Origin of the sequence: Sphaerobacter sp. (genome assembly GCF_019683595.1) — a bacterium.
Lineage (GTDB): Bacteria > Chloroflexota > Chloroflexia > Thermomicrobiales > Thermomicrobiaceae > Sphaerobacter.
This window is the reverse complement of the sequence record NZ_JADGHZ010000029.1, coordinates 16,040-30,832: the sequence shown is the minus strand read 5'-3', so window position 1 is coordinate 30,832 and position 14,793 is coordinate 16,040. Positions and strand designations below refer to the sequence as shown.

Below are 14,793 nucleotides of genomic sequence, written 5' to 3'. Positions count from 1 at the left end.
GCCTTGCATGTATGACCGCGGCGGCCGGGGGCAGGTCGCGGCGGGCTACCTGGAGATGTCGAACGTCGACCTGGCCGAGGAGTTCACCAACATGATCCTGGCCGAGCGCGGCTTCCAGGCGAACTCCCGCGTCGTCACCACCTCCGACGAGGTCCTGCAGGATCTGGTCAACCTCAAGCGGTAATCGCCGCGCACCGCACGCGCACGAGCGCCGGTGGCCGGGGCACCTCGCCCCGGCCACTCAAGTATCGTCCGGCGTTCCACTGGGTCCCGCCGCCCGGCAGATGCCCATGGCAAGCGAGGAGAGGATTCCAACGGGGGCAAGCCCGTTCCGGGCGGGTGGTGAGGAGGTTCCCGCACCCCGGCGTGCACCCACGTAATTCGTCACACTCCAATAGCCCCGCGCACGTGAAACCTTCGGAGATCCTCCCACTACCGCCCGGTTCCCGCCCGACACCGTGGTGAAGCCGTGTCCTATCATTAGGGCCGCGGGGCGGGCGGGGACCCGCCCGGGACTGAGGAGGAGCCACGGTGTCGAACCGGACCGCATCGAGCCGCGGTCGTGTCACGCTAATGATCGTCGCCGCGGCTGTGCTGGTGTTCGCCGTTGGGGTTGCCTGGATGAGCCTGGGCCATGCCAACGACCCGGCCTACCAGCAGCGCGCCACCCTTCCCGGCATGGCCGGTCAGCAGGAGTACCTGATCAACCTCTGGACCGACCCACACCCGGCGGAGCAGGGACGCACCCGCGTCACGGTCCAGCTCACCAGCACCATCGGCACGCCGGTCCAACTGAACGACGTGCGCTTCACACCGGTGCGCCCGGACGGCACGACCCTGGATCCCGTGCCTGCCTCACCCCTGCCGGACGGGAACGAGCCGGAGGCCGGGCTGACCGCGGTCGTCGAGTTCGATCAACCCGGCTCCTGGACGCTCATCACCACGCTCAACACCGGCGGCATCGAGCGCGAGGCTCGGTTTACCATCCCGGTCAGCTAGGGACGACGCAACCTCATCCGCTCCGCGGCCGGAACTTCGGGAGCGTCACCTCATCGCTCACGTCGTCGTAGACCACCTCGACCGGCATCCCGACCCGCACGGCCGCCGGGTCGGGTGGCACGTCGACGAGGTTGGTCATCATCCGCACGCCCTCGTCCAGCTCGACGAGCGCCACGACGTACGGGATCTCGGCGGCAAAGGCCGGGTTCGGATGCCGGTGCACGATCGCGAAGGCGTGGACCACACCGGTTCCCGCAACCGGTCGCCAGGTGAGCGCGCGCGAGCCGCAGTGGGGACACACGACGCGCGGGTAAAAGACGAAGCGCTCGCAGGCGTCGCACTGCTGGATCTGCATCGCGTGCGCGCGGACGCTCTCCCAGAACGGCGCCGTCACCGGGTCGGCGACGGGTAGCGGCTTGCTCGGGGCACTCACGGTCACACCCTCCCCAGAATGGCAGTCCCGGCCGACGAGAGGACGCCGCCGGTTCCATGCACAATCGCCAGCTCGCAGTTCGGCACCTGCCGGATGCCCTGGTCCGCGTAGTCGTGGCGGAGCTGACGGACGGCTTCGATGATGGCGAACATCCCGTACATACCGGGGTGCGTGTACGACAGGCCCCCGCCGTTGGTGTTCATCGGGAAGTCGCCACCCGGCGCGGTGCGCTGGCCGCTGACGAACGCGCCCCCCTCGCCCTTCGCGCAGAAGCCGAGGTCCTCCAGCGACAGGAGCACCGTGTAGGTGAAGGAGTCGTAGATCATCGCCAGGTCGATATCGTCGTGCGTGACGCCAGCCATCTTGAACGCGGCCTGCCCGGAGCGCCGCGCGGCGAACGACGTGAGGCTCGGCATCTGGGAGATCATCGAGTGATCGTGGCTCTCCCCGACACCCAGGATCGCGACCGGACGCTGTCGCAGGTCGCGCGCCCGCTCGATCGAGGTCACGACGCAGGCCCCGCCCGCGTCGGTCACCAGGCAGCAGTCGAGCAGGTTGAACGGCCAGACGATGGGCCGGGAGTTCAGCACGTCCTCGATCGTGATCGGGTCGCGCATGTACGCCTTGGGATTGAGCATGGCCCACTTGCGCGTCGCGACCGCGATCTCGGCGAGCTGCTCCTTCGTCGTCCCGTACTCCGCCATGTGCCGCGAACACGCCAGCGCGTAGGCGCCCACCGGCGTCGGCAGGCCGTAGGGATCTTCGAACTGCCCACGCAGCGAGTCCGGTGCCGGGGCGCGCGGCGGCATCCCGACCCGCGAGCGCCCGCTCTCCCCGTGCGTGATCAGCGCCACCGAGCAGCGGCCGGTGACGATGGCCGCGGCGGCATGCGCAAGGTGGATGACGAACGACGACCCGCCGACCGACGTCCCGTCCGTGTACGACGGCTCGATGCCGAGGTACTCACCGAGCTCGAGCGGGCTGATTCCGGCCGTCAACAGCCCGTCCACGTCGCGCAGCGTCAGCCCGGCCTCCTCCAGCGCGTTCAGCGCTGCCTCGGCATGGAGGGCGATCGCCGGCTTGTTCGGCACCTTCCCGATCTGATCCGACTCCGCCACCCCCACGATGGCGGTTTTCCCCGAGAGTGCGATCACGTTGGGTGATCCTTTCACGTGATCCGGCGGCCCTCACCCCCTAGCCCCCTCTCCCAACTCTGGGAGAGGGGGAACGCAGTGCGGTGCCAGAACCCCGTACTGCGTGCTTCGTGCTCCGTCCTCCGCCCCTCTCCCAAGGTTGGGAGAGGGGTCGGGGGTGAGGGCCAACGCCTCACCACACAAACTCCATGTGCGGCTCAATCTTGGTCCCAAAGAAGCGCAGGCCGGGACCGATCTCGACCCACTTGCCCTCCGGGATCGCCTCGATCGCTGCCGAGACCCGCGGGTCGTTGACCACCTCCTGGAAGTCAGACCCGAACGCCTGCGGGATGTGCTGCGCCAGCTCCTCGACGGTCCAGCGGTGGTCTGCGCGTAGCGTCTTGATGATCTTGGGCTGGGAGAAGAGGACCACGTTGTAGCCGAACGAGCCGAAGAGGTGCCCGCTGATGTGCTGGGCCGCATCGCTGGCCAGGTAGGTCACCAGCGGCGCCACGTTGTCGGGATCCTTCTCCGTCCCGGCGGCCAGCTCGCTCGGCAGCTTGCCGGTGTGAGCCACCGCCTCACGGGCGCTGGGGATCGAGTCGATCATCCGGGTGGCACCGCTCGGCACCACCGCGTTGGCGGTCACGTTGTAGCGGGCGAGCCCATTGGCGCAGGAGAGCGTCAGGCCGATGATGCCCGCCTTGGCGGCGGCGTAGTTCGGCTGCCCCGGCGCGCCAAACGCCGAGTTGGACGTCATGTTGATCAGCCGCCCGCTCTTCTGCTCGCGGAAGCGCACGGACGCCCACTTGCACAGGTTGAACGTCCCCTTGAGGTGGACGTCGAGCACCGCCTGCCACTCTTCGGGCGTCATGTTGAAGATCATCCGGTCGCGGAGGATCCCGGCGCAGTTGACCACGATGTCCAGCCGCCCGAAGGCGTCGATCGCCTGCTGCACCATCGCCTCGGCTGCCCGGTAGTCCGCGACCGAGTCGGTGTTGGCCACGGCACTCCCGCCTTCGGCGCGGATCTCATCGACCACCTGCTGCGCCACCGAAACGTCCACGCCCTCGCCCGAGAGCGCCGTCCCGAGGTCGTTGACCACGACCGCCGCACCTTCGGCGGCCATCTGCCGGGCGATTCCCCGGCCGATTCCCCGGCCGGCACCGGTCACGATCGCGACCTTGCCGTCGAGCATTCCCATCGTAAACCTCCCATGTCGCCTACGCGCCCACCGGCGGGCGACGCTCGAAGAGGTAGAAGAGGACATCGAGGTCGCCGGGCGAGTGCCCGAACTGGGTCAACATGGCCGCCACCTCGCTGCGGTGCTGCGTGTTGTGGTTCGCCACGTGAACCAGGATCTCCCATCGTGGGGCGGTCCAGACGCCTCCCCGCGGCGTGGGCGAGCTGAGCTCCTCGGCCAGCAGCTCCTCCGTGGCTCGCTCCAGGAAGGCCCGTGTCTGCTGCTGCACCTGCTCCCACCGCTCGCGCAGCGCCGCCAAGTCGGGCACCGACTCCGGGTCGATGTTGAGCCGCATCGCCTCCTGCGGCGGGACCGAGCCGTCGAGCCAGGAGATCCAACGCCGGTGCGCCGCGATCGCGTGGACGAGCGTGTCGCGGATCGAGCCGCGCCCGGCGTTGCCGGGTGCCAGCCACTGTTCCTGCGTGAGCCCTTCGGCAGCCGCGAAGATCCGCGCATCAGCCCAGGCACTGTAGTCGAAGAGCAGCCGAATCATCGGTACGTACATCTGTACTCTCTGCTCCCTTCGTCGCGAACGCCGACCACGTCAGGATCGAGCAGCCGCCTTCGCCGCGTAGTAGCCGGTACGCACCCACTGCTGGATCCCCGGCGCGAACTCCTCCCATGCTGATGAATCATGTTGGAGCGCGGCGGTACCGCGCAGCGGCCGCTCCTGGCCCGGCACCTCCACCGTCGGCACGTCCTCCAGCAGCGGGTCGATACAGGTGGGGAAGAACTCGGCCAGTTCCTGCGGCGTCCAACGGCGGTCGGCACCCAGAACCGCGGCGATCTCCCAGGAGGAGTAGAGCTGGATCGTGTACCCGCGCACGCCGAAGAAGCGGCCGTTGATGCCCGCCGCCGCGTCGCTGGCGAGGTACGCCACCATCGGCGCGACGTTGGCCGGGTCGCCCTCCGTCCCCGCCGCCATCTCGCTCGGCGGCTTGCCGTGCTGGCGGGCAAACTCCTGCCCGCGCGGCGTCGAGTCGATCATGCGCGTGGCGGCATACGGCAGGATGGCGTTCGCGGTCACCCCATACCGGCTCATGCTGTTGGCCAGCACCGCGGTGAAGCCGAGGATGCCGTACTTGGCCGCCCCGTAATTCGGCTGGCCGGGGCTGCCCCAGGCCGAGACACTGGAGAAGTTGATGATCCGCCCGCCCGTCTTCCGCTCGCGGAAGAGCGCACAGGCATGGCGGGACGTGTTGAAAGTGCCGTTCAGGTGCACGGCGATGACAGCGTCCCACTCCTCCTCGGTCATGTTGAAGATCATCCGGTCGCGCAGGATCCCGGCGACGTTCACCACAATGTCGAGGCGGCCGAACTCATCCAGCGCCTGCTCGACCATGCGCCCCGCCGCGGCGTAGTCGGCGACCGACTCGGTGTTGGCCACCGCCCGCCCACCGGCGGCGCGAATTGCGTCCACCACCTGCTGGGCCACGGAGATATCGGCTCCCTCGCCGGAAAGGGCCGTGCCCAAGTCGTTGACGACCACCGCGGCCCCTTCCTCCGCCAGCAACTCCGCCACCGCGCGGCCGATCCCTCGCCCCGCGCCGGTGACGAGCGCGACTTTGCCGTCGAGTGTGTTCATGGTGCCTCCTTTACCGCACGTCATGCGTCATACGTCATGCGTCATGGTCCTGTTGGCTAACTCAGCCGTCGACATCGTAGAGCACAGGTTCCTCTCGGATACTACTGCCACGCTGGTCGGGAATGGCTACCAGCAAGAGTTGGATAATCCGCGTCAACAGCGCCAAGCGATGTTCCGTAACCTCGGGGCCAAGCGCATGACGTACCTTGTAGTACCAGTCGCGACTCTCACGCGCGGAACCCAACGCATATTCATAGAAGCGTGCCCGCTCTCGGCCTGTAGAACGGCTGTACCCTTCTGCAATGTTGGCGCTGACCGATCCGAGGGATCGGTAGAGTTGATCGGTCAAGGCCCGGACACGGCGATCCTGACCCATCCGGACGACGTCGTTCCATCCGATGTCGGCTGCGTACAGCGCCAGGCGGTATACACGGAGCCGCCACAACACATCACTCGTGATCGCCGTCGGCACCGTACGTTCCCATTCCCCGTAGTCCACTCCCCGCCTCCCCTACGCGTGACGCATGACGCATGACGTATGACGAATGCCGCCTCACCCCTTCAAGTCACAAAACTTGACTTCGCTGCCCTCCCGATCCCAGATAGCGAACTGGCCATTAACCAGTGCTCCAGGATTGATCAGATACCGGCGATACGGGACAAGCGTCACGCTTCCTCGGCCGATGTCGAGCGGGCCGCGCTCGTCGCGGGCATGGCGGACGTGAGTATGACCGGCGAAGGTGATCCAGGCGGGGTAGTGGCGGGTGGACAGCCAACCGGAGCCGCCGAACAGGGTGGCGACCGGGTCATGCCGGCCCCAGCCATCCTCTTCGTGGACCAGACACACGTCGTCGAGGATCACGCGGTCCTGCAAGCTGCACAGGAGAGCAGCGGTAGCTGGTCGGATGTCACGCTGTTCGCCCGAGGTTGCCAGCAGCGCCTCGCGCTCGTGGTTGCCGCGCACGCCGACGATGTGCCAGCCGTCGAGCGCCCGGGCCACGGCGTCGGCCTGCTCCAGGCGGTCGAAGAGGTCGCCGAGCAACGCGACCGTCTCGACCCCCGCCGCCCGGCAGGCGGCCAGCGCACGGGTGAGCAATCCATCCGCTCCGTGCACATCGCCGATGATGCCGACTCGACGACCGAACCGCATCGCACCTCCGTCAGGCGTCATGTCGGGGGACGATCAGACAATCGACCACCCGTGCCCCCTGGCCCGGGCCGAAGGCCACGAGCGGGTTGATGTCGATCTCGGCCACGTCATCCCGCAAGTCCCGGCAGAGGGAGGAGAAACGGACGAGGATGTCGGCCACGGCGTCGAGATCGGCTGCGCCCTGGCCCCGTGCGCCGTGGCCGGTCAGGATCGGCGCCGCGCGCAGCCGCGACAGCATGCGGTGCGCCTCGCGCTCGGAGATGGGCGGGACGGCCAGCGCCACGTCCTTCAGCGTCTCGACAAAGATGCCCCCGAGCCCGACCGCGACCGCGGGACCGAACGAGGCGTCTTGCGTCATTCCCAGGATCAACTCGTGGCCGCCGGCCGGGACCATCTCCTGCACGAGCACGCCACGGATCTCCGCCCACGGAGCATAGGCGCGGGCGCTCGCCGTGACCCGTGCGAAGCCCTCCCGGACCGCCTCGGCATCGCGCAGCCCCAGCAGTACGCCGCCGGCTTCTGTCTTATGGAGGATGTCCGGCGACTCCACCTTGAGCACGACCGGGTAGCCGATCGCTTCCGCAGCGGCGACCGCCGCATCCGGCGTCGTCGCCAGCTCTTCGCGCGTGACCGGGATACCGTAGCGCGCAAGGATCGCCTTCGCCTCCCGCTCAACAAGAGCCCGGCCACCGGCCGCGCGCACTACCTCGCGCGCCCATGCCGCGTGCTCGGCGGCGTCTGGATCGGACGCATTGGACGGGGCCGCTGCCGCCCGCTCCCGCAGGAATGCCGCATAGCGGACGAGCGAGGCGATGGCGCGCAGGCCGTTCTCGGCGCCCTGAAGGAAGGGGATGCCGTCGATCGACCCAACCGGCTCGACCGCCGGCTGGTCGATCATGCGATGCTTGAGCTCACCCGCGACGAGCGACAGGACGACGAACACCTTGTCGGGGTAACGCTCGGGCAGGCCGCGCAGCACCTGACCGGTCGGCTGGTCGAGATCGATCAGCGCCGGGTAGGCCTGCCCGTAGACCACGACGTGGATGTTGGGGTCCTCGGCCATCGCCGCCAGACACCCGTCGAGGATCTCCGGCTGCTGCGCCGCCTGTCCGGTGTAGTCCAGCGGGTTGCCGACGGTCCCGTACTCCGGGATCACCGCGTTCATCTTCTCGACGGTCTCCGGCGCAAGTGAAGGAAACTCGACACCGACATCCGCGCCGAGGTCGGCGATCAGGCCGGCCGCCCCGCCGGAGACGACCGCGATGCCGACGCCGCTCCCCGCGGGCCGCCGCCGGGCGTGGAAGAGCGCGAGCGTCTCGATCATTTCGTCAAGACTGTAGACCCGAATGATGCCGTACTGCCGCATCACCGCGTCGACGATCTCGTCCGAGCCGACGAGCGACCCGGTGTGCGCCAGCGCCGCGCGACGCCCGGCCTCCGAGCGCCCGACCTTGAGCACGACGATCGGCTTGCCAAGGTCCGCGGCACGCTCCGCCATCTCCAGCAACCGCTCCGGCCGCCGGAACTGCTCGACGAAGCAGCCGATCACCCGCGTCTCCTCATCGTCGAGGTAGTAGCGGATCATGTCGACGACGTCGATGTCGGCCTCGTTGCCCAGCGTTACCACATACGTGAAGCCGATGCCGCGGTCGTGCGCCGGCAGGATGAGGCTGTACGCCAGCAGGCCGCTCTGCAGCGCGAGCGCGATCGGGCCGCGGTTGAGCCGTGGGTAGGCGCCGGAGCTGGCCACCATGCGGTTGGGCACGCTGATATTGCCCAGGCAGTTCGGCCCGACCACGCGGATGCCGGTGCGACGCGCGAAGTCGCGGATGGCCCGCTGTCGCTCGGGTCCGGTCTCGTCTTCCTGTTTTTCGGCAAACCCGCTGGTGATGATGTTGACCGCGCCGACGCCCGCGCGCTCACACGACTCCAGAACGCCAGGGATCAGCCGGCTGGGGACGACCACCACCGCCAGATCGGCCCCGCCGGGGATCGCCTCCAGCGACGGGTAGCACGGCAGCCCCAGGATCTCGTCGTAGTTCGGGTTGACCGGGAAGATCTCGCCCTCGTACCCGCAGTCCACGAGGCGCCGCTGGATGGTATTGGCAAAGCCCCGCTTGGGCGACGCGCCGACGATGGCGATGCGCCTCGGGTGCAGGAGGGCGCGCATCGCGCCCGCGAAGGCCGCATCGTCCTGTTGCTCATCGAAACCGCGGTCCGACCGCACACCGGGCGTCTGCATCGGCATCCCTCCGGGCGTGGTACGTCATGCATCATCCGTCATCAGGGTTGCCCCCCTCTCCCCTTGTGGGAGAGGGGGTAGGGGGTGAGGGGGACGCATGACGCATGACGCATCAGAAGTAGATCCGGCTCAGCGTCTCGGCGACGCAGGCAGGCTTCGCTTCACCCTCGACCTCGACGGTCTGGCGCTGGGTGATCTGCACCGCCTGCTCGCCGACCTCCTCGACCGCGAGCAGCGTGGTGCGTAGCCGCACTCGCTTGCCGACCCGCACCGGCGCCGGGAAACGCACGCGGTTCAGGCCGTAGTTGACTGTCATCCTGCCGCCGAGATCGATCTTGACCCCGTCGCGCCCTTGGGACAGGAAGGGGATCAGCGAGAGTGTCAGGTAGCCGTGCGCGATCGTCCCGCCGAAGAAGGTCTGTTTCGCGCGCTCGGGGTCGACGTGGATGTACTGGTGGTCGCCGGTCGCGTCGGCAAACTGGTTGACCCGCTCCTGCGTGATCTCCACCCAGGGGCCGACGCCGATCTCCTGGCCCACCAGATCCCGCAGCTCCGCTACCGTCCGCACCACGCGCGGCGCGGAACCGCTCCCGCCCGTGCCGGGCTGCTGGGACGACATACCGTGCACCTCCCGCCTACCGAGCTGCGCCGGCCACCCGACCGGCCAGCACCTCGTCCAGCACTCGCTCGCGGTGCCACGCCGTGTCACCCCAGAGGGGCTCCAGGTACTTGGCCCGCTTGAAGTAGAAGTGCAGGTCGTACTCCCAGGTGAAGCCGATGCCGCCGTGCACCTGGATCGCGTCCCCGCACACCTTGCGCGCCGCCTCGTTCACGAACGACTTGGCGACCGACACCGCCAGCCGGGCGTCGGGCGCGTCGGCGTCGAGTGCCCAGGCGGCGTAGTAGGTGGCCGAGTGCGCGTTCTCGGTCGCCTCCAGCATCTCCGCGCACTTGTGCTTGATCGCCTGGAAGCTGCCGATCGGCTGCCCGAACTGCTTGCGCACCTTGGCGTACTCCACCGACATCTCGAGCGAGGTCCGCGCACAACCCAGCATCTCGGCGCAGGCGGCGACGGCCGCCCGCTGCACCACCGCGTCGAGCGGGTCCGCCCCGCCGTTGAGCGTCCCGATGAGCGCGTCGCCCGGCACCCGCACGTTGTCGAAACGGAGCGCGCACTCCTTCGCATTCAAGTCGAACATCTTGTATGGCTGGACCGTCAGCCCTGCGGCATCGCGCGGCACGGCGAAGAGGGAGATATCGCCCGGCGCGTCGCCCGTGCGCGCCACGACCACGATGATGTCGACCGCCTGGCCGAAGGGGACAAACCGCTTCTCGCCGGAGAGGACGAAGCCGTCGCCGTCGGGCACGGCGCGCATCGCGACCACCTCCGGCCCCCAGCCGATCTCGTCCTCCAGCAGGGCGAACGACATGGTCAACTCGCCGGAGGCCAGCCCGGGGAGGTAGCGCGCCATCGCCGCCTCATCGCCCGACGCCTGGATCGCGGTCGCGGCCAGCACGACGCTGGGAACGAAGGGACCGGGGTACGCCACCCGTCCCATCTCCTCCAGCACGATCGCCTGCTCGATCATCCCCAGCCCGCTGCCGCCGAAGCGCTCGGGGATGGCCAGTCCCAGCAGGGACATCTCACCCAACTGCCGGTACATCGCTCGGTCGTAGCCGGCCGGGTCGTCCATCATCGCCCGGACATGCGCGCTGGTGCAGCGCTCGCGGAGGAACTCGCGCGCCAGGTCGCGCAGCATCACCTGGTCCTGGCTGAACTCGAAATCCATCTAGGCGCCTCCCTCGCCCCCGGCCTGAGCCTTCGCCGCCTGCTGCGCCTGCAGCCGGTCGGCTCGCACCTCCTTCGGCAGGCCCAGGACACGCTCGCCCAGGATGTTCTTCTGGATCTCCGAGGAGCCGGCGAAGATCGTCCCGGCGCGGGAGTAGGCGAAGTGGTAGGCCCAGCTCCCCGGCTCGCCGTAGGCGACGCCCTCCTTCATCGCGTACTCCGCCGGCACACCCTCGATCAGTTGCCCGTACGGGCCGAGGATATCGAGGACGAACTCGTAGTGCCGCTTCTCCATCTCCGAGTAGTAGAGCTTGGTGATCGAGGACTCCGGCCCGGGCCGGATGCCCTTCTCCAGCCGGGAGAGGATGCGGAGCGAGCCGTAGCGCAGCACCTCGATCTCGGCGTACATCTGGCCCAGCTTCTGCCGCACCACCGGGTCGTCGATCGCGCGCCTCCCGTCCCGGCGGAGCTCACTGGCCGCCTCCACCAGCCGGTTGAAGACCGCCATGTACCGGCTCACCCGGCTCAGCGTGTTGCCGCCCCGCTCGTACGACAGCGTCGTTTGCGCGATCTGCCAGCCAGCGTTCAGCTCCCCAACCAGGTTCTCCGCCGGGACGCGGACGTTGTGGAAGAAGACCTCGCTGAACTCGTTGCTGCCGTTGATCTGCGTCAGCGGCCGGACCTCGACTCCCGGCGTGTGCATGTCGACCAGGATGCAGGAGATGCCGAGGTGCTTGGGAGCATCCGGATCGGTGCGCGCCAGTAACAGCCCCCAGTCGGCGCGGTGCGCGCCGCTCGTCCAGACCTTCTGGCCGTTGATGACGAACTCGTCGCCCTCCAGCACCGCGCGGGTGCGCAGGCTGGCGAGGTCTGATCCCGCATTCGGCTCCGAGAAGAGCTGGCACCAGATCTCGTCGGCCGTCAGGATGTTTCTGAGGAAGCGCTTCTTCTGCGCCTCGGTTCCGTGGTGAATGAGCGTCGGGCCGACGATAGCGATGCCGAGCGGGTTGAGGGTCGGCGGCGCCTGGACGCGCGCCATCTCCTCCCCCACAATCGCCTGCTCCATCGGCCGGGCAGCGCGCCCACCGTACTCAACCGGCCATCCCATGCCGATAAAGCCGGCTTCGTACACCGCCCGGTGCCAGGCACGCTGCTGCTCCAGCGTCTCCAGCGGTTCCTTCGGCAGGTTCTCCTCCAGCCAGGCGCGCACCCGCCTCCGGAACTCCTCATCCTCCTGGGTATAGAAGAGATCCATCGAGGAAATCCTCTCGTTCACCCGACGCTGCCGGATGGCCCAACGCCCAGCGCGCGGAGCGGCCGGGTCGTGTCGCCACGACGAACGTGAGAATGGGTCCAGTAGGACTCTACCGGTCACTGTAACACCGGTCCGAAGTGTGTCAATCGGGTTTGCGTGTTGGGAGCGTCATGGGTGCCCTAGCGAGGCACACCCGGGCATCGCCGACGTGCCGCCTCGTGCGGTCGGGCGACGCCGACCAGCGGCGCTGATGCCGCAGGACGCCGGTCTCCGATTGGGTTGCGCGCTCTCGGAGGGATTGACCGATGCCGGCAGGGTACGGGCGAGTCCGAGACGGGCGTCCGCCCGCCGAAACACCGCGCTACGAGCCTGCCCCGTGCATCGCGGAGGCCGGGGTGATCGCCTTCAGTTCCGCGATCGCGGCCAGGTAGCGCTCGTCCGGCCTCAGCGGATCGGCTGGAGGTGCGACGTGGAGCACGTCCACGAGCCCCTCCAGACGCTCGCGCACCCGCGTCGCGATCGTGTCGTACGTCCCGCTGATGCAGAAGGCGTCGAGCACCTCGTCGGGGATGACGCGGGCGAGTTGATCCCAGCGCCCTTCGGCGATCAGGCGGCGCAGCCGCGGGTTCAACTCCGCCCACCCATGGTGCTCCAGCACCGGGAGGTACGTGCGCGTCGAGGCGTAGAACGCGATGCGGTAGCGCGCCTGCTCGCGGGCTGTCCGCACCTCGGCCTCGCCGGCACCGGTGGCGATGAAGCCGCCGCCGACCATCCGGAAGCCGCGCAGGTCGCGACCCGCCCGCGCAGCCCCCTCCCGCACCAGCGGCCAGAGGACGTCGCGCAGGTACTCGGGTGTCGTCATCGGATGGACCCGCAGCCCGTCGCAGATCTCGCCCGCCAGTCGCGCGTTGTAGGCGTTCACCGCCGCGATCTCGATCGGGATGGGATGGTAGGGGATCGGGCCGGGGTCGAACTCCGGCGTCATCAGTGAGAAGCGGTAGAAGCGGCCCTGGAAGTCGAGCGGCCCGCCGGTCTGCCAGGTGTTCCAGATGGCCCGCAGTGCGAGCACGTACTCACGGAGGCGCGGCCCCGGCGAGTCCCAAGTCGAGCTGAACCGGCGCTCGATGTGCCCCTTGACCTGGGTCCCGAGCCCGAGCACGAAGCGGCCGCGCGACAGGCGCTGCAGGTCGTGCGCCTGGTAGGCAACTACCATCGGGCTCCGCGGGAACGCGATGGCGACCGACGTGGCCAGTGTGAGCCGCTGCGTCACCGGTGCCGCCAGCGCCAGCGCTACGAACGGGTCGTGCTTCAGCTCCGGCTGCGCCAGGCCGTCGAATCCGAGTTCCTCCAGCCGCCGCGCCAGCGCGGGGATCCGGTCGAAAGCACTGTCGGGGATGATCGTCTCGATCTTCATCCGCTCTCTCGCCCTCCCGCGCGCAGTAGACCACAGCCCCGCGTCCGTGTCGAGAGGCCGGCCCGTCGGCGCGAGTTCGCGCTTGGTAGCGCGACGCGATGGGTATCTTGACACCCTCTCACGCCCCATTGTAGAGTGGCCGTTGGTATTTCCATGAGGCTGGGATGTTGTTCACGTTCGCGCGGCCGAGGGGCGTTTCTCATTGCCGAGGGGATCCGTCCCACGTCCGATCGAGTACCGAAACCAACCTGGGCCGGGGCGACCAGCCAGCCATGGTCGTTGTTATTCTGGGTGACAGGTATTGTACGGAGTCACCCGGGGATCACAACAGAAGGGAGTCGGTGTTATGCCGCAGTTGCGCCTCAGCGACGAGGAGTATCTGCGCCGCCGGCGCACGATACTCGAGCGTCTGGGAGAGCGCGGCATTACCGGGCTGATCGCCTTCGGCCCGAACAACGTCTCGTACTTCAGCCGCTTTGGCTTCATCGCGACTGAGCGTCCGATCGCGTACGTCCTGACGCGCGACACGTCGGCGTTGCTGGTGCCGCGGCTCGAGCTGGAGCACGCCGAGGCGTTCGCGCTGGTGGACCGCGTCACGGCCTACCCCGAATATCCGGGTGAGCGCCACCCGATGGAGTACCTGAAGGACATTCTCGTCGACCTCGGGCTGAGCAACGCCAAGATCGGCGTCGACAGCAACGGGTACGGCCGGCTCTACGGCTATCGAGGACCCCGCGTGAGCGACCTGCTGCCGGACGCCGAGGTCATCGACGTGGCCGACGACATCGAGTACATGCAGATGATCAACTCCGAGGAGGAGTTGGCGCTCATCCGCGAGAGCGCGCGCTGGGGCAACCTGGCCCACACCTACCTGCAGGAGTACTGCAAGGTCGGGGTCAGCGAGACCGAGATCTCGATGCGCGCGTCGTTCGAGGCCACGCAGGCCATGATCCGGACGCTGGGTCCCGAGTACCGGCCGATGTCCTGGGGCCGGGCCGGTGCGCATGCCGGTTTCCGCGGCCAGATCGGGAAGGACTCCGCGTTCCCCCACGCCATGACCAGCAACGCGCGCTTGAAGCCGGGCGACGTCCTTGTCACGGGTGCCGGCGCGTCGGTCTGGGGGTACGGCAGTGAGTTGGAGCGCACCATGATCATGGGCGAGCCGACCCCGGAGCAGGAGCGCTACTTCAACCTGATGTTGGAGGTGCAGACGCTCGCCCTCAACACGATCAAGCCCGGCATCCCATGCTCCGCCGTCGACAAGGAGGTGATGCGGTTCTTCAAGGAGCACAACCTGGAGGAGAACTGGCGTCATCACACGGGCCACGCCAAGTCCACGCTGGTCCATGAAGCGCCGTTCCTGGACGTGGGTGACCATCGGCTGATCGAGGTGGGGATGGTCTTCACCGTCGAGCCGGGGATCTACGTGCCGGGCTTGGGCGGCTTCCGGCACTCCGATACCGTCGCAGTCACGCCCGACGGGATCGAGATGATTACGTATTATCCCCGCGATCTCGAGAGCTTGACGATTCCCATCTAGTCGCCTTGTA

15 protein-coding genes are annotated in these 14,793 nt (G+C 68.3%); 3 read left to right on the top strand and 12 right to left on the bottom strand.

Annotation, left to right across the window (positions count from 1 at the left end; translation table 11 throughout):
* Together IRZ30_RS05375 and IRZ30_RS05370 are read left to right on the top strand one after the other, a co-directional pair.
* On the top strand, nucleotides 1-184 hold a 184-nt coding region (locus IRZ30_RS05375; RefSeq protein ID WP_294083721.1), incomplete at its 5' end, for a flagellar basal body rod C-terminal domain-containing protein.
* Nucleotides 185-531: 347 nt separating this feature from the next.
* The gene (locus tag IRZ30_RS05370) at nucleotides 532-999 is read left to right on the top strand and encodes a hypothetical protein (protein WP_294083719.1); all 468 of its coding nucleotides are present in this window, start codon (nucleotides 532-534) and stop codon (nucleotides 997-999) included.
* 13 nt (nucleotides 1,000-1,012) lie between these two features.
* Here the strand turns inward: IRZ30_RS05370 and IRZ30_RS05365 are convergent, their stop codons facing one another.
* From IRZ30_RS05365 to IRZ30_RS05310, 12 genes are all read right to left on the bottom strand, one after another.
* On the bottom strand, nucleotides 1,013-1,432 hold the full coding sequence (locus tag IRZ30_RS05365) for a Zn-ribbon domain-containing OB-fold protein (protein WP_294083717.1): 420 nt from the start codon (nucleotides 1,430-1,432) through the stop codon (nucleotides 1,013-1,015).
* 2 nt (nucleotides 1,433-1,434) lie between these two features.
* Complete coding sequence (locus tag IRZ30_RS05360) at nucleotides 1,435-2,586, bottom strand: acetyl-CoA acetyltransferase (protein WP_294083715.1); 1,152 nt, start codon at nucleotides 2,584-2,586, stop codon at nucleotides 1,435-1,437.
* A gap of 172 nt (nucleotides 2,587-2,758) precedes the next feature.
* A complete protein-coding gene (locus tag IRZ30_RS05355) occupies nucleotides 2,759-3,769 on the bottom strand; it encodes an SDR family NAD(P)-dependent oxidoreductase (protein ID WP_294083713.1) in 1,011 nt (336 codons plus the stop codon).
* A gap of 19 nt (nucleotides 3,770-3,788) precedes the next feature.
* Nucleotides 3,789-4,313: a DinB family protein gene (locus IRZ30_RS05350; protein ID WP_294083711.1), complete on the bottom strand. Its 525-nt coding sequence runs from the start codon at nucleotides 4,311-4,313 to the stop codon at nucleotides 3,789-3,791.
* A 39-nt stretch (nucleotides 4,314-4,352) separates the two neighbouring features.
* On the bottom strand, nucleotides 4,353-5,393 hold the full coding sequence (locus IRZ30_RS05345; RefSeq protein ID WP_294083709.1) for an SDR family NAD(P)-dependent oxidoreductase: 1,041 nt from the start codon (nucleotides 5,391-5,393) through the stop codon (nucleotides 4,353-4,355).
* A 61-nt stretch (nucleotides 5,394-5,454) separates the two neighbouring features.
* A complete protein-coding gene (locus IRZ30_RS05340) occupies nucleotides 5,455-5,892 on the bottom strand; it encodes a four helix bundle protein (RefSeq protein WP_294083707.1) in 438 nt (145 codons plus the stop codon).
* A gap of 54 nt (nucleotides 5,893-5,946) precedes the next feature.
* A complete protein-coding gene (locus IRZ30_RS05335; RefSeq protein ID WP_294083705.1) occupies nucleotides 5,947-6,543 on the bottom strand; it encodes a metallophosphoesterase family protein in 597 nt (198 codons plus the stop codon).
* A 10-nt stretch (nucleotides 6,544-6,553) separates the two neighbouring features.
* Nucleotides 6,554-8,785 carry an acetate--CoA ligase family protein gene (locus IRZ30_RS05330; protein WP_294083703.1) on the bottom strand — a complete coding sequence of 744 codons (2,232 nt, stop codon included), beginning with the start codon at nucleotides 8,783-8,785 and terminating at the stop codon, nucleotides 6,554-6,556.
* Nucleotides 8,786-8,897: 112 nt separating this feature from the next.
* Nucleotides 8,898-9,404 (bottom strand): MaoC family dehydratase, encoded by a 507-nt coding sequence (locus IRZ30_RS05325; RefSeq protein ID WP_294083702.1) that lies wholly within the window; start codon nucleotides 9,402-9,404, stop codon nucleotides 8,898-8,900.
* Between the two features lie 16 nt (nucleotides 9,405-9,420).
* Nucleotides 9,421-10,575 carry an acyl-CoA dehydrogenase family protein gene (locus tag IRZ30_RS05320; protein ID WP_294083700.1) on the bottom strand — a complete coding sequence of 385 codons (1,155 nt, stop codon included), beginning with the start codon at nucleotides 10,573-10,575 and terminating at the stop codon, nucleotides 9,421-9,423.
* Entirely contained in the window at nucleotides 10,576-11,829 is a 1,254-nt protein-coding gene (locus tag IRZ30_RS05315) for an acyl-CoA dehydrogenase family protein (protein ID WP_294083698.1), read from the bottom strand.
* A 361-nt stretch (nucleotides 11,830-12,190) separates the two neighbouring features.
* Nucleotides 12,191-13,243 (bottom strand): TIGR03617 family F420-dependent LLM class oxidoreductase, encoded by a 1,053-nt coding sequence (locus IRZ30_RS05310; protein WP_294083696.1) that lies wholly within the window; start codon nucleotides 13,241-13,243, stop codon nucleotides 12,191-12,193.
* A gap of 346 nt (nucleotides 13,244-13,589) precedes the next feature.
* Between IRZ30_RS05310 and IRZ30_RS05305 the strand changes: the two genes are divergently transcribed.
* On the top strand, nucleotides 13,590-14,783 hold the full coding sequence (locus IRZ30_RS05305; RefSeq protein ID WP_294083694.1) for a Xaa-Pro peptidase family protein: 1,194 nt from the start codon (nucleotides 13,590-13,592) through the stop codon (nucleotides 14,781-14,783).
* Nucleotides 14,784-14,793: the final 10 nt, after the last annotated feature.

Excerpts from the sequence above, each read along its gene's own strand:
- IRZ30_RS05355 (WP_294083713.1), bottom strand. The coding sequence starts at position 3,769 with ATGGGAATGCTCGACGGCAAGGTCGCGATCGTGACCGGTGCCGGCCGG.
- IRZ30_RS05350 (WP_294083711.1), bottom strand. The coding sequence starts at position 4,313 with ATGTACGTACCGATGATTCGGCTGCTCTTCGACTACAGTGCCTGGGCT.
- IRZ30_RS05345 (WP_294083709.1), bottom strand. The coding sequence starts at position 5,393 with ATGAACACACTCGACGGCAAAGTCGCGCTCGTCACCGGCGCGGGGCGA.
- IRZ30_RS05335 (WP_294083705.1), bottom strand. The coding sequence starts at position 6,543 with ATGCGGTTCGGTCGTCGAGTCGGCATCATCGGCGATGTGCACGGAGCG.
- IRZ30_RS05330 (WP_294083703.1), bottom strand. The coding sequence starts at position 8,785 with ATGCAGACGCCCGGTGTGCGGTCGGACCGCGGTTTCGATGAGCAACAG.
- IRZ30_RS05325 (WP_294083702.1), bottom strand. The coding sequence starts at position 9,404 with ATGTCGTCCCAGCAGCCCGGCACGGGCGGGAGCGGTTCCGCGCCGCGC.
- IRZ30_RS05320 (WP_294083700.1), bottom strand. The coding sequence starts at position 10,575 with ATGGATTTCGAGTTCAGCCAGGACCAGGTGATGCTGCGCGACCTGGCG.
- IRZ30_RS05315 (WP_294083698.1), bottom strand. The coding sequence starts at position 11,829 with ATGGATCTCTTCTATACCCAGGAGGATGAGGAGTTCCGGAGGCGGGTG.
- IRZ30_RS05310 (WP_294083696.1), bottom strand. The coding sequence starts at position 13,243 with ATGAAGATCGAGACGATCATCCCCGACAGTGCTTTCGACCGGATCCCC.
- IRZ30_RS05305 (WP_294083694.1), top strand. The coding sequence starts at position 13,590 with ATGCCGCAGTTGCGCCTCAGCGACGAGGAGTATCTGCGCCGCCGGCGC.